General features: G+C 72.3%; 11 protein-coding genes. 1 reads left to right on the plus strand and 10 read right to left on the minus strand.

Translation table 11 applies throughout. The features are described 5' to 3' along the window. Positions 1–92 precede the first annotated feature (92 nt). From HS048_RS03415 to topA, 10 genes are all read right to left on the minus strand, one after another. Positions 93–851, minus strand: a complete 759-nt coding sequence (locus tag HS048_RS03415) for a metallophosphoesterase (protein ID WP_196466125.1) — start codon at positions 849–851, stop codon at positions 93–95. Positions 852–1,012: 161 nt separating this feature from the next. After that, the gene (locus tag HS048_RS03420; RefSeq protein WP_068900566.1) at positions 1,013–1,864 is read right to left on the minus strand and encodes a regulatory iron-sulfur-containing complex subunit RicT; all 852 of its coding nucleotides are present in this window, start codon (positions 1,862–1,864) and stop codon (positions 1,013–1,015) included. A 283-nt stretch (positions 1,865–2,147) separates the two neighbouring features. Then, positions 2,148–2,816 carry a permease-like cell division protein FtsX gene (locus HS048_RS03425; protein WP_196466126.1) on the minus strand — a complete coding sequence of 223 codons (669 nt, stop codon included), beginning with the start codon at positions 2,814–2,816 and terminating at the stop codon, positions 2,148–2,150. 152 nt (positions 2,817–2,968) lie between these two features. Next, the gene (locus HS048_RS03430; RefSeq protein ID WP_196467772.1) at positions 2,969–3,523 is read right to left on the minus strand and encodes a SigE family RNA polymerase sigma factor; all 555 of its coding nucleotides are present in this window, start codon (positions 3,521–3,523) and stop codon (positions 2,969–2,971) included. A gap of 44 nt (positions 3,524–3,567) precedes the next feature. After that, entirely contained in the window at positions 3,568–4,722 is a 1,155-nt protein-coding gene (locus HS048_RS03435) for a glycosyltransferase family 4 protein (RefSeq protein WP_068900485.1), read from the minus strand. After that, on the minus strand, positions 4,719–5,465 hold the full coding sequence (locus HS048_RS03440; RefSeq protein ID WP_196466127.1) for a hypothetical protein: 747 nt from the start codon (positions 5,463–5,465) through the stop codon (positions 4,719–4,721). Before HS048_RS03440 ends, HS048_RS03435 begins: the two co-directional genes overlap by 4 nt. A gap of 246 nt (positions 5,466–5,711) precedes the next feature. Continuing rightward, positions 5,712–6,893, minus strand: coding sequence for a DNA polymerase III subunit delta' (locus tag HS048_RS03445; RefSeq protein WP_196466128.1), 1,182 nt, complete (start codon positions 6,891–6,893; stop codon positions 5,712–5,714). Between the two features lie 196 nt (positions 6,894–7,089). Then, positions 7,090–9,150: a dTMP kinase gene (gene tmk, locus HS048_RS03450; protein ID WP_196466129.1), complete on the minus strand. Its 2,061-nt coding sequence runs from the start codon at positions 9,148–9,150 to the stop codon at positions 7,090–7,092. A 278-nt stretch (positions 9,151–9,428) separates the two neighbouring features. Then, a complete protein-coding gene (locus HS048_RS03455) occupies positions 9,429–10,976 on the minus strand; it encodes a metallophosphoesterase (RefSeq protein WP_230880710.1) in 1,548 nt (515 codons plus the stop codon). Positions 10,977–11,365: 389 nt separating this feature from the next. Then, positions 11,366–14,035, minus strand: coding sequence for a type I DNA topoisomerase (gene topA, locus HS048_RS03460; protein ID WP_196466131.1), 2,670 nt, complete (start codon positions 14,033–14,035; stop codon positions 11,366–11,368). Positions 14,036–14,194: 159 nt separating this feature from the next. On the opposite strand from topA, the gene HS048_RS03465 reads away from it, so the two are divergent. Further along, complete coding sequence (locus HS048_RS03465; RefSeq protein ID WP_068900476.1) at positions 14,195–14,380, plus strand: DUF5703 family protein; 186 nt, start codon at positions 14,195–14,197, stop codon at positions 14,378–14,380. Positions 14,381–14,611 lie beyond the last annotated feature (231 nt).

Below are 14,611 nucleotides of genomic sequence, written 5' to 3' on the forward strand. Positions count from 1 at the left end.
GACGCCCGTTCCTGCGTTCGACGTTCCCTCCTGCTCGGACGATCCGGCGGACGCCCTCCTTCCCCGCTCGCGTGAACCCCGGCCGTTCTCGCTCACCCCGCCGCCTCCCGCAGCACCCCGTCCGGCGTTAGTTCGAGGACCGCCACCGTGTCCGCCGGGGCGGTGCCGTGCCGCACCTGGGACAGGCAGACCACGTCCGTCGCGCCGATCCGCTCCCGGTACGGCACGTGCATGTGGCCGCAGACGTGCACCTGCGGGTTGAGCGCGTCGGTCAGCATGCGGATGCGGTCGCAGCCCACGGCCGCCTTGCCATGGTGCCGGTAGGCCAGGCCTGCGGGCCAGTCGTGAGTGATCAGCAGGTCGATCCGCCGGCCGCGCGTCTGGCGGAGCAGGTGGTCGACGTGCGGCCGGGTGAAGTAGCCGTACTCCTTCAGCCGTTCCGGGGTGATCGCGGGCGGCTCCGCGGGCTCGCTGAAGTGCCTCGAGTAGATCCCGGACAGGAACGCGACCCGGAGCCCGGCGATCTCCGCCATGCCGGAGCGCCCCAGGAAGTGGAAGCCGGGCGCCCACTCGCCGGGGCCGTGCTCGTCGAGCGCCGGCCAGGGCTCGTGGTTGCCGCCGATGAAGTACAGCGGGGCGCTCATCGTCTGCAGGCCGGCGGCGAACCGGGGGAAGTCCCCGACCTTGCGGTACTTGGCGGGACCGGCCACGCCCAGGCTCTCGGCCTCGTCGCGGTTCGGCTCGGCGTCCCCGACGCTGAAGACGGCGTCCACGGGACCCGCGTGCCGCCGGATCATCGCGTCGGCCAGGGTGAAGTCGGCGTGGATGTCTCCGATGACCGCGAATCTCATGGGCCGAAGCATGACGAGACACTGTTCCGGGGAGCAACCGGATTTATCTCCGCATGGCGCCGGTCCTCCTGCGATCCGCCGCTCCGCACTCTCATCGAGATTGCTCGAAACGCGGTTTCAGCGTCCCGGATCCAACGACAAGTGCATGATCGGAATCGGCGTCAGCTTTCCGGATCGGCCTCCGCGACCGCGACCGCTCCGCCGTACATCGTGTCGTGCTGCTTGCGCGGCGAGCAGACCGAGGCGGAGGGGCAGGCGCAGCGGCGGCCGCCGTCGTCCAGGCGGACGACGACCGAGTCGGAGGGGACGTTGCGCCCCACCACGGTCCCCGAGCCCTCCGGCGTGTCGACCTTCAGACCGAGCCGGGGCATCCTGGTGTGCGCCTCGGCGTAGAGCGGGTGCTCGTACTTCAGGCAGCACATCAGCCGTCCGCAGGCCCCCGCGATGCGCAGCGGGTTGACCGGGAGGTCCTGGTCCTTGGCCATCCGGACGGAGACCGGCTCGAAGTCCTTCAGGAAGGTCGCGCAGCACAGGTCGCGCCCGCAGGGGCCGATGCCGCCCTGGAGCCGGGCCTCGTCGCGGGGCCCGATCTGGCGGAGCTCCACCCGGGCGCGGAGGTTGCGGGCCAGGTCGCGGACGAGCGCGCGGAAATCGACGCGGTGCGGGGCGGAGAAGTAGACCGTGTAGACGCCGGTCGAGTCGAGGTAGTCGACGCCGACGACCTTCATCGGCAGCTCGTGCCGCTTGATCAGACGCTTGGAGACGCTCCGAGCCTCGGCGCGGCGGCGCTTGTTGGCCTCGTCGCGGGCGAGGTGCTCCTCGGTCGCGATCCCCTCGCAGACCGGCAGGCCGCCGACGTCCTCACTCGTCCACTGCGGCGCCCACACGCACTCGGCCACCTCCGGCCCGGCCTCGGTGGGCACGAGCACCTTGTCGCCGACCTTGGGGCTGTGCCCGCCGGGATCGAGGTAGTACAGCCGACCGTAACGGGTGAAGCTCACGGCCATGATCATGCTCATGCGACTCCCGGATCCACGCTCGGAGTACGGCTACCGCCCACCCTACGCGCCCCCGCCGTCCCGGTGGGATAACACGCAATCCGGGACGGTCCACAGCGAACCGCCTCCCGGTCGGCGAGGAGGGCTCGCGGTCGGGCACCACCTGCGGCGAGGGGCTCGGAGATGCCCTCTTCCAGCACCGGTCGGGATCCGTCACCCGCCCTCGGCATCATCACCCCCGCGATGCCCGCCAATTGGCAGGGATGGTCGTCCACACCCTGTGGACAACCATCCCGGGTCAGCAATCTCCACTGCGGAGCAGGCAGAACGAGTCGACGACGTTGGAGATGCCGGGGAGCCCTGCCACGGCCCCCCTCACCTTCTCCGACATCCGGCGGTCAGTGGGATCCACGATCCACACCCGGAAGGACTCCGGCAGGTCCTCCATCCGAATCGCGTTGAGCAGCGCCGTGTTCTCCCGGTTCTGCGCCCTGAAGTTCGCGTAGGCCGTGCGTCTGTCCTCGGAGACGACGGCCTCCACCTCCGGGAGCGCGTCGAGCGTCCGCCGGATCTCCTCCTTGCCGGTCTCCGTCACCCCGTCGCCCGCACACTGCGGGAAGGGATCATGGGCCTTGCAGAGGAAGACGGAGATATGCGCCATGCCGGTCCGTTCGGGAGCGGCCCCGGCCATGGCCATGGCGATGATGTGCTCCTTCGTCAGCTCGGGGCCGGTCGGGCCCGGCAGCGCCACCCGTGCGGCCGTGAAGGCCGCGACGGCCACCGCGGCGGCCGTCGCGACCGCGGCGAGTAGCACCGGGATACCGGCCCGGCGACGGACCGGGATCGCGAGTGGCAACGGGATCCGAGTCCGGCGACGGATCGGGACGGCGGGTAGCGGGCGGACCTGGGAGGCGGTCACAGCGGCCCCTGCCAGGGCGTCGCGCAGGCGCTCCTCCACGGCGGACATCGAACCCTCCTCGGATGTGCGGTCTCCGGTGACGGACGTCGAGCCCTCCCCTAACGGGTGATCTCCGATGACGGCCGCCGGATCCTGCTCGAAGGCACGGTTTCCGGCGGCGGACGCCGGGCCCCACTCGGACGGGCGGTCTCCGGTGGCGGTCATGATTCCTCCCCGAGCTTGCGGGCGAGCGCGGCCAGGCCGCGGGCGAGGGTGGACCGGACGGTGCTCGCACCGATCCCCATGGTCTCGGCGATCTCCAGGTCCGACAGGTCGAGGTAGTAGCGGAGCACCAGCGCCTCCCGCTGCCTCCCCGGCAGGTCGCGCAGGGCGACGAGCACCTCCCGGCGCTCCTCGCCGAGCAGCGCGGCGTGCTCGGCGGACCAGACCGGCGGCTCGTACGGCACGGCCCGCCGGAACGCGACCGCCCGGCGGCGCAGCACGGAGCGGGCCCCGTTCAGCACGGCCGAGCGGATGTAGGTCAGCGCCCTGTCCGGGTCTCGCAGGCGGCGCCACCCGGCATGGGTCCGGGCGAAGGCCTCCTGGACGACGTCCTCGGCCGTGGCCTGGTCGCCCACCATGAGCAGCGCCAGCCGTACCAGCCCGAGGTGGTGCTCGGCGAACAGCCCCGCGACGTCGACGCGGTCCCTGGCCAGCGGCTCCCCATGGGAGAGCAGCTCTATCTCGGGTTCCGGGGTCGTCCCCGACAATGACATGGTCACGTCACAGAGACGCCGGGCCGGCCCGTCTGCTGCTCCGCTCAGCCCGCCAGCTCCGCGAAGGTCTCCTCCCAGCGGTCCGCGATCATGGTGATGTCGTAGCCGCGGGCCGTCTCCAGGGCGTTGGCGGCCATCCGGCGGCGCCCCTCCTCGTCCTCGATCATCGCCAGCAGCCCGTCGGCGAGGGCGTCGACGTCGTCGGCCGGGACGAGCAGCCCGTCGCGGCCGGAGGTGATGATCTCCCTCGGTCCCCGGGGACAGTCGAAGCTGACCACCGGGACCCCGCACGCGAACGCCTCGATGATGGTCATGCCGAAGCCCTCGAAGCGGGAGCTGACCGCGTGGATCGAGGCCTTGGCCAGTTCCCCCTCGATGTCGCCGGTCGGGCCCATGAAGGTGACGTTGTTGTGCAGGCGCAGCTTCACGGCCAGCCTGACCAGCTTGTCGGAGACCCGGCCCTCACCGTAGATCCGCAGCCGCCAGTCCGGCCGGACCTCGACGACTCTGGCGAACGCCTTCAGCAGCCGGTCGTAGCCCTTGACCGGCACCAACCGCCCGGCGGCCAGCACGATCCGGTTCTCCTGCCGGGAGCGCGGGCGCGGCCCGCCGGCCAGCCCGTTGCCGATGGTGAACACCCCGGTCCGCGACCCGCCGAGCATGGCCCGGTAGTCCCGCTCGTCGGCCTCGGTGAGGGTGACGACCGCGTCCAGCTCCGGGTACCACCGCCGGATCTCCTCGAACAGACCGGGCTTGTGGGCCTCGAAGTGCAGGTGCTCCTGGGCGATCTTGACGACCCGGCGGCGCGCGAAGCGGGCGGCCATGATGTTGAGCCCGGCCCGCGTGGTCACCAGCACGTCGGTGCGGAGCCGGCGCAGCTCCCGCCGGAGCACCTCGTCGCTCCAGGCGCTGAAGGATGCGTAGGCGCGCTCCTCCGGGTGGACCAGCGTGCTGGGTTCCCCGCTCAGCCGCTCCGCCCTCTTCGCGTACGGCCAGCGGACCCTGGCCCCCTCCCGCAGGTCCACCAGCGCGCGGAGCCGGACCTCCGGCCCCAGCGGGAGGAACGGCTCGTCGGCGTGCCGGAAGACGCTGATCACCTCGACGTCGTGCCGGGCGGACAGCTCGGTGGCCAGGTCGAAGGTGGCGCGGATCGTGCCGCCCATGCCGTAGGCGTTGAGGATCAGGAACGAGACCTTCACTCGCCCTCCCCCTCCTCGACCGTGCAGGCGACAGCCAGGGCGTCGGTGTCGGTGAAGTACGGCCGGACCCGCACCCGGTCCACGTGCTGCGCGGGGAAGCGCACCTTCTCCTTCTTGCCCGGGACGTCGTCGAGCCGGGCGGCCAGCACCAGCCGCACCTCTCCGACCTGCGCGAACAGGTCCCAGAAGACCCTCCGCTTGGTCTGTCCCGCGACCATCGGCCCGATCCGGAGGATGCCGGTGAAGCGCCGCCCGGAGAACGCGGCGCCGCCGTCCGTCTCCGGGCCCTTCCTGGCCGCGGCCACGAGCCGGACCGGGCCGGCGGGCGGCTCACCGTAGGCGAGGACCCCCTCGACCTCGATCGTCCCGTCCCCCGGGTCGACCCGGGTCACCTCGACGTACGGTCGGACCTCGCGCACCATCAGCGCCAGGGTCCCCACGGGGGTCCGGAACGCCCGGATCTCCCTGTCCCGCGGCCTCGCGGCGTACGCGACCATCCCGTCGAGCGAGAACCCCGGGTCGTCGGTGGCGACGGGCGCGCCGTGCTTCGACACCGTCCACATCCCCGCGGCGAGCCCGGTCAGATCGGTGCCGGACCGTTCCTCCCCGGTCTCCGCGTGCCGCAGGACGATCTCCCCGTCGTCCGGTTCCGGCCACTCGATCCTCAACCTGTCCTCGTCGTCCACCCGGCTCGTGACCGCCCGCCCCACCCCGGACGGAACCACCTCGCGACGCGCTCCCATGCCGACCAACAGCCCCCTGGCCCTCTCCGCTCATCCCCGTAGAGCAGGACACGCTTTGGATGATTTATAACGAATCCGTTTAGTTTTGCTGGGATTCTAACGATCTCTTCCTGATCTTTGAGGGTGCTTAACCCGAATTGGTTCCATTTACCGGAAAAACACGAAAAGGGACCGTCCGGTAACGGACGGTCCCTTTCCTGATGGGTATTCAGCAGATGAGAGCCCTGCGGGCGGGCCCGGAGACGCTCAGAGGCGCGGACTCCGCAGGGAGAGCGTCATCGCCTCGACGGCCATCTGCGGGTTGACGTTCGCGGCCAGCCGCCGCCGGCACAGCATGATCGCGTCGATCCTGCGCAGGGTGTCCTCCGGGGAGGAGGAGCGGGCCAGCGCGTCCAGCTCGGCCCGGCGGTCGTCGTTCGCCAGTTCCACGGGCGCGCCGAACTGCACCGCCAGCACGTCGCGGTAGAGCGCCACCAGGTCGAGCAGGGCCGCGTCGATGACATCGCGCTTGGTCCGGGTGGCCCGTGACTTCTGCCGGTCCTCCAGATCCTTCAGCGCCCCGGCGCCGCCCCGGACGAGCCCCTTGTTGAGCCCCTTGCCGGTGGAGCCCTCGCCGTAGACCTTGCGCAGCTCGGCGGTCTCCGCCTCGTTGAGGACGGAGGTGACCGCGGCGGCCTCCTCGTCGGCGGTCTTCACCAGCCGCTCGGCCGCCGCCACGCACTCGCCCACCCCGGTCAGCGACGCCGGGATGGACAGCACGTCCTCGCGCCGCCTGCGGGCCTCGGCGTCCAGGGCCAGCCTGCGGGCCCGGTCGAGATGCCCCTGCGCGGCCCTCGCGGCGAAGGCCGCCGTCTCCGGCGGCACGTTCTCCCGGGTGGCCAGCACGTGGGCGACGGCGGCAGTGGGCGGGGTGACGAGCGTGACCACCCGGCACCGGGACCTGATGGTGATCATCATGTCGTCCGGGGAGGGCGCGCAGAGCAGCCAGACCGTCCTCGGCGGCGGCTCCTCGATCGCCTTGAGCAGGGCGTTGGAGGCGCCCTCGGTGGCCCGGTCGGCGTCCTCGAACAGCACGACGCGCCAGCCGCCCAGCGTGGGGGCCCCGGCCGCGCGGAGGATGAGCCGCCGGGTGTCCTTGACGCCGTAGGAGAGGCCCTGCGGGCGGACGACCTCCAGGTCGGGGTGGGAGCCGATCGCCACCTGGTGGCACACGTCGCAGTGACCGCAGCCCTGGTCCGGGCAGAACAGCGCGGCCGCGAAGGCCCGCGCGGCCTCCTCCCGGCCGGATCCGGGCGGCCCGGTGAACAGCCACGCGTGGGTCATCCCCGATCCGCGGCCCCCCGCCAGGAGCTCGGCGCCGGCCGCGGCGGCCCGGCGGAGCGTCCCGGCCGCCCGCTCCTGGCCCACAAGGTCATCGAAGACTCCCACGCCGTCAAACCTACCGCCGGCGGCACGGGGATCCACCGGGGATCGGACCGCGCGAACCGGGCCGTGCGAACCGGAGCGGGTGCACGGCCATGCGAATCGGACCGTGCGAACCGGGACGTGCGAACCGGAGCGGGTGCGCGGCCGTACGGGCCGGAGCGGAGGGCCGGGCCGTACGGTCCCGGACGGGCGAACGGGGTCAGTCGCGGATGGCCGGCATGGTCCCGGTGACGTCCTCGGCCTCCCTGGGCACCGGGTCGGGCAGCACCTCGCGCACCCGGTCCTGGATGAGCCGGGAGATCTCGTCCTGCGCCAGCGTCCCGTCGACCACCAGGTAGCGGCCCGCGTCGGCGGCGGCCAGGGCGCGGAACTCCCGGCGGACCCGCTCGTGGAACTCCAGCGGCTCGGACTCGATCCGGTCGGCGGCCCCGCCCAGCCGGGTCAGGCCGACCGAGGGCGGGGTGTCGATGAGCACGGTCAGGTCGGGCACGAGACCGCCGGTGGCCCAGTCGTTGACCCGCGCCACGTCCTCCGGGTCCAGCGCCCGGCCCGCCCCCTGGTAGGCCAGCGACGAGTCCACGTAGCGATCGGAGACCACCATCGCGCCCCGGTGCAGCGCCGGCCGGATCACCTTCTCCACGTGCTCCGCCCGGTCGGCCGCGTACAGCAGCGCCTCCGAGCGGGCCGACAGTCCCTGGTGCACGGCGTCCAGCAGGATCGCCCGCAACCGCATGCCGACCTTGGTCGACCCCGGCTCCCGCGTCTGCACCACGTCGAAGCCCTGGTCGCGCAGCCAGATCGCCAGCAGCCGCGACTGCGTGGTCTTCCCCGAACCCTCACCGCCCTCGAACGCGATGAACATCCCCCGCGGCTCCTCGGCGCCCTCCGGCGCGAGCCTCCTGCCGCGCACCGCCGCGAACAGGTCCGCGGCGATCGGGACGCCCCGGCGGTCGTCCATCTGCCGCAGGGCGAGCAGGCCCACCCCGGCCGCGACCAGCGCGCCCACCAGGAGCACCAGGTTGGAGCCGTCGAGCCGGTAGACCGGCTCGCCGCCGACCGAGACCTCGTGCTCGCCGTACAGACCGGCCAGCGCCGGCGCGACCGTGACGACCAGGAGCAGGGTGACCCGGGCGAGCGACTGCAGGAAGGAGAACGTACGGCCCCGCAGGTGGTCCTCCACCTCCAGGCCGATCATCGTGTAGCCGATGATCCAGGCGATCCCCGCGCACGCGCCGAGCAGCACGGCCAGCAGGACCACGATGACCAGGTTGTGGATGAGCGCGATCGCGGCCAGGACCAGCCCGGCCGCGACGATCGAGAGCCCGAACAACCGGCGCCGGGAGAGCCCGCGCAGCAGCCGGGGGCCGAAGAACATGCCCGACGCCATGCCGGCGAAGACCGCTCCGAACACCACGCCGTAGGCCGCGTCCCCGCCGCCCAGCGCCCCCACGTAGATCTTGGCCACGCCGACCACCGCGCCGCCGGCGGCGAACGCGCCGATCATGCCGATGACCAGCCCGCGGACCAGCCGGTCGCCGCCGACGAACCGCCAGCCCTCGATGATCTGCCGGAGCACCGACGGCGTGGTGACCGCGGTGACGTTCCTCCTGGGGATGTCCCGGAGCGTGAAGATGAGGAACGCCGAGGCGAGGTACGCCAGGGCGTTCACCAGCAGCGCCAGGTGGGTGTCGCGCCCGTCGAGGTACGGCACGAGGGCGCCCAGCGCGTCGCCCGCGACCGACAGCACCGCGAAGAGCAGCGCGGCGACCGGGGCGGTGCCGTACGTGACCAGCAGGTTGAGCTGGTTGGCCTCCTCCAGCCGCTCCTTGGGCACCAGGTTGGGCACCGTGGCGTCCTTGGCCGGCACCCAGAAGAGGTTGACGCACTCGACCAGGAAGGTGGCGACGAGCAGCCACTGGTAGCCGGCGTCCGTCAGGGGGATCGAGAGGACCAGGGCGAACCGCGCCAGGTCCGCGGCGAACATCGTCAGCCGCCGGTCGAACCGGTCGGCGAACGCGCCCGCGAGCGGCCCCAGCACGATGGCCGGGAGCATCTTCACGACGAAGACGCCGCCGATGGCCAGGCTCTGCGTCCGGTAGTCCCCGGCGGTGAGGTTGCCCGCCAACGCGGTGAGCGCCAGCAGGTTCAGCCAGTCGCCGAGGCTGCACACCGACATGGCGGTCCACAGCCTGCGGAACGGGGCGTTGGCCAGCACGTGGGGGGGCTTGCGGCGCGCGGTGCCCCGGCCAGGGGAGGTCATGACGCCAGGGTATCCGGGTGCCCGCCGGGCAGGGGAAACATGAGCCGGACTGATATACCGGTCCGCGCGTCGCATCAGGCCGCTCCACCCGCCCGGCTGCGCACGGCCTCTCCTCCGGTGAGGCGTCCCGCGAACCGCGCCGGAGCCCACGCTCCCTCCGGTGCCTTCGGAGCCCACGCCCCCTCCGGTGCCTCCGAAGGCTTGCGCCTCCGAGGTCTCCGGCCTCCCCGGGGCCTCCGAAGGCTTGCGCCTCCGATGCCTTCGGTGCCTCCGAGGTCTCAGGCCCGCAGTTCGAGCAGGGTGATCTCCGGGGGTGCGCCGACCCTGACGGGCGGGCCCCAGAACCCCGCCCCGCGGGTGACGTAGACCTGCGTGCCGCCGACCTCGCCGAGTCCCGCGACCACCGGCTGCTGCACCGGCACGACCAGGTTGAAGGGGACCATCTGGCCGCCGTGCGTGTGCCCGGACAGCTGGAGGTCCACGCCGTGCTCCGCCGCCTGTACGGCCTGCACCGGCTGGTGGGCGAGGAGGACGACGGACCGCGAGCGGTCCCGCCCGCCGAGCGCCCGCTCGAAGTCCGGCCCCTGGGGGGCGGTTCCCGTTCCGCCGGTGCCTGTTCCACCGGTGCCTGTTCCGCCGGTGCCCGTTCCGCCGGTGCCGGTGACGTCGTCCACGCCGGCGAGGTCGAGGACCGCTCCTCCGTGGGCGATCTCGACGCGCTCGTTGCGCAGTGTGCGGATGCCCAGGCCGCCGAGCTCCTCGACCCACTCGTCCGGGCCGTTCGCGGTGTAGTACTCGTGGTTGCCGGTGACGAAGTAGGAGCCGTAGCGGGACTCCAGGTTCGCCAGCGGGCGGGCGAGCCGGCCCAGCTCGGCCACCGTGCCGTCGACCAGGTCGCCGACGACCGCGACCACGTCGGCCTGGAGCGAGTTGATCATCCGGACGATGCGCTCGGAGTGCCCCGTCCCGGTGAGCGGGCCGAGGTGGATGTCGCTGACCACCGCGAACCGCAGCCCGGACAGGCGGGGGTCCAGCCGGGGCAGCGTCACCTTGACGGACTCGATCACCGGGTCTCCGAGCGCCGTCCGCACGCCGTACCCGACCGTGGCCAGCGCGCCCACGCCCGCGACGGCGGCGGCCGTGCGCGCGATGAAGAGCCTGCGGCCGATCGCCTCCGGCTCCCCGCCGCGTGCCGGCTCCCCGCCGCGTGCGGGGGACTCCGTCCGGCCGGAGGAGCCGTCCCCCGCCTCGCGCGACGCGGCGGACTCCCCGGCCGTTTCCTCCTGCTCCGGCACCGGGTGCTCCGCGGCCAGAGACTCTGGTCCGGACACCGGGTGCTCCGCGGCCGGGGACTCCAGGCCGGACACCGACCGTGCCCGGGACTCCGGATCCGGGGACCCCGCGGCGGGAGCCGTCTCCGGGTGCGCCCCCGTCCGGACGGGGACCGGCTCACCGGTCAGGGCCGGCTCGGCCGCGCGGGCGCGGCGCCGGTCCGCCATGCGCCGGGCGAGCGCCGCCTCGGACCTGCGGCGGCTCCGGCGCTCCAGCGCGAACAGGGCCAGCGCCCGGGGGATCTCCAGGACCGCCAGGAACACCAGGAGGTAGAACATCACCGCGATCCAGAAGAACCCCGGCCAGGCCAGGAAGTGGCCCCACCCGGCGCGGGAGCCGACGAGCGTCACGGGGACGAGCACGCCCAGGCCCAGCAGGACCCGGGTGAGCACCCGGCGGGTCCGGCCGGGAGTCGTGGTCGCCTTCACCAGACGGCGCCAGAGGTAGTAGTGGACCAGAGCCACCACCCCGAAGACCAGCACCACGAAACCCATGACCGCCACCACTCGCCTCTCGCGCCCGCCCGCCGCACTCGGCGCGCTCTGGCCAGAACGCCCGGAACGGCGGATGCGTTCCCGCAGGTCTGAGAGGATTCTCAGGCCCGCGGACCGGAGGTCTCCTCGGGTCCGCGGGCCGGTCAGGTCAATCCGCGAGCCGGTCAGGTCAGGTCGCGGGCCGGTCGGGTCAGGTCGCCGCGGGAAACGGCTCCCACACGGGAGCGCCGCCCGCCACGGGAAACGGCTCCCACACGGGAGCGCCGCCCGCCACGGGAAACGGCTCCCACACGGGAGCGCCGCCCGCCACGGGAAAAGGCTCTCGCCCGGCCGGGATCCAGGCCCCGGTCCCGGGTCTCAGACCGACCCGGGTCCCGGCCCGGCGCGGCTCAGGTCTTGGCCTTCGCCTTCGCGCGGGTGGGGCGCTTGGGCGCCGGGCCGCGGGCACGGCGGTCGGCCAGGAGCTCGGCCGCGCGCTCGGTGGTGATCTGCTCGACGTCGTCGTCCTTGCGCAGCGAGGCGTTGGTCTCGCCGTCGGTCACGTACGGACCGAAACGGCCCTCCTTGACCACGATCGGCTTCTTGGAGACCGGGTCCTCACCCAGCTCGCGCAGCGGCGGCGCCGCGGCGGCCCGGCGGCCGCGGGTCTTGGGCTGGGCGAAGATCTCCTTGGCCTGGTCCAGCGTGACCGTGAACATCTCCTCCTCGGAGGCCAGCGACCGCGAGTCGGTGCCCTTCTTCAGGTAGGGGCCGAACCTGCCGTTCTGCGCCGTGACCTCCTGCCCGTCGATCTCCCCCAGGACCCGGGGCAGCGAGAGCAGCCGCATGGCGTCCTCGAGCGTGACGGTCTCCAGGGACATCGACTTCAGCAGCGAACCGGTCCGCGGCTTGGGGGCGTCGGCCTTCTTCCGCTTCTTCGCCCCCTCGGCCGGCGGCGGCTCCTCGGGCAGGATCTCCGTGACGTACGGCCCGTAGCGGCCGTCCTTGGCCACGATCATGTTGCCGGTCACCGGGTCCCTGCCCAGCTCGCGGTCGCCGGTCGGGCGGGAGAACAGCTCCTCGGCCACCTCGGCGGTGAGCTCGTCGGGCGCCATGTCCTCCGGGATGTTCACCCGGGCGCCGTCGCGGTCGAGGTAGGGGCCGTAGCGGCCCACCCGGATCACGATGTCGGTGCCCCGGATCGGGAACGAGCTGATCTCCTTGGCGTCGATCTCGCCGAGGTCGCTGACCAGCTCCTTCAGACCCTCGTCGCCCTCGGCGCCCGCCGCGCTCCCGGTGCCGTAGTAGAACCGGCGCAGCTCGGGCACCCGCTCCGCCCGGTCGTTGGCGATGTCGTCGAGGACCTTCTCCATCTCGGCGGTGAAGTCGTAGTCGACGAGGTGGCCGAAGTGCCGCTCCAGCAGGTTGACCACGGCGAACGCCAGGAAGGACGGCACCAGGGCGGTGCCCTTCTTGAAGACGTAGCCCCGGTCGAGGATCGTCCCGATGATCGACGCGTAGGTCGACGGGCGGCCGATCTCCCGGTCCTCCAGCTCCTTGATGAGCGAGGCCTCGGTGTAGCGCGCGGGCGGCTTGGTGGCGTGCCCCAGCGTGGCGAGCTCGCGCGCGGTGAGCCGGTCGCCCTCGGTCAGGTTCGGCAGGCGCTTCTCGGAGTCGTCGCGGTCGGTGGACGGGTCGTCCGCGCCCTCGACGTAGGCTTTGAGGAAGCCGTGGAAGGTGATCGTCCGGCCCGAGGCGCTGAACTCGACCCGCTCTCCGGAGCTGGACGCACCGCCCACCTTGACCGTGACGGACTCGCCGACCGCGTCCTTCATCTGGGAGGCCACGGTCCGCTGCCAGATCAGCTCGTACAGCCGGAACATGTCACCGGTCAGGCCGGTCTCGCCCGGCGTGCGGAACTCCTCGCCCGAGGGGCGGATCGCCTCGTGCGCCTCCTGGGCGTTCTTCACCTTGCTGGCGTAGACGCGCGGCCGGTCCGGGACGTACGCCGCGCCGTACAGCTTGATGGCCTGGCTGCGGGCGGCGGCGACGGCGGTCTCCGACAGCGTGATGCTGTCGGTCCGCATGTAGGTGATGAAGCCGTTCTCGTAGAGCCGCTGGGCGATCTGCATGGTCAGCTTCGCGGAGAAGCCCAGCTTCCGGCTGGCCTCCTGCTGCAGCGTGGTCGTCCGGAACGGGGCGTACGGCTTGCGGGTGTACGGCCGGCGCTCGACGGAGCCGACCGTGTAGGAGGTGCCCGCGAGCCGACCGGCGAGGGCCCGGGCGGCCTCCTCGTCCAGGTGGAGCACGCCGGGGTTCTTCAGGGCGCCGGTGCTCGCGAAGTCGCGGCCCTGGGCGACGCGCCTGCCGTCCACCCCGGTCAGCGTGGCGGTGAACTCGCGCGGGACCTCGTCGCGGCCGGTGTCGAACAGCGCCTGCAGGTCCCAGTAGCTCGCGCTGGTGAACGCCAGCCGCTCGCGCTCGCGCTCCACGACCAGCCGGGTCGCCACCGACTGCACGCGGCCGGCGGACAGACGGGGCTTGACCTTCTTCCACAGGACGGGGCTGACCTCGTAGCCGTAGAGGCGGTCGAGGATGCGCCGGGTCTCCTGGGCGTCGACCAGCCGCAGGTTCAGCTCGCGCGGGTTGGCCACCGCCTCCTGGATCGCGCGCGGCGTGATCTCGTGGAACACCATCCGGTGGACCGGGACCTTGGGCTTGAGCACCTCGCGGAGGTGCCAGGCGATCGCCTCGCCCTCGCGGTCCTCGTCGGTGGCGAGGTAGAGTTCGTCGGCGTCCTTGAGCAGCTGCTTGAGCTTGTTGACCTGGGCCTTCTTGTCGGCGTTGACGACGTAGAGCGGCTCGAACTCATGGTCGACGTTGACGCCCAGACGGGCCCAGGGCTTGCCCTTGTCCTTCTCGGGGATGTCGTCGGCGCCCTGCGGGAGGTCGCGGATATGGCCGATGCTGGACTCCACGACATAGCCGCGGCCGAGGTACCCGGCGATGGTCTTCGCCTTGGAAGGCGACTCGACGATCACCAGGCGGGTTCCGCCGGCGTTGCCGTTCTTGGCTGGCACGCTGCTTCCTACCTCGCTGTTCGCATTCGTTCCCCGTTAACTTCCCTCTCGGGCTACCCGATCCTGGTCGGGGGCACTCCCGAGGAAAGCCGCAAGGACGCAGAATAAAGCCCGATGAGTGCCGACGTCCCCCAGCCCACCTCTCGGAGACTAACCGCTGTGCTCGACTACTCCTACTTGGTTCTTCATCTCCCGCGCGGCACCTCCAGGAACGCCGCCCGGCAGATCCTCACCGAACACGCAGAATACGGCGGCTGGGAGCTCGACCGTCTGCGACTGTATCCCGACGGCCGCCGGGACGTCCGACTGCGCCGGAAGATCATACGTGCGACCCGGACGATGTGACCCCTGCGGGGTCCGTCCGGAACCGGACATCGACCGTCGTCCGCGGACGGGCGGTCGCCGCCCACGGGCGGGCGAAGCCATGTCCACGGACGGCCTCTTCCGCCGGTGAACGGACCGCCGCCGGACGGAACCGGGTGCCGGACGTAACCGTGCGCCGACCGCCCGTCCCCGGACATGGCTTTGCCCGTCCCGGGCCACGCCCCCGGAACGGGCAAAGCGTCTGTGCTCCCC

It is taken from the genome of Planomonospora sp. ID91781 (assembly GCF_015711595.1).
Taxonomy (GTDB): Bacteria; Actinomycetota; Actinomycetes; order Streptosporangiales; family Streptosporangiaceae; genus Planomonospora; species Planomonospora parontospora.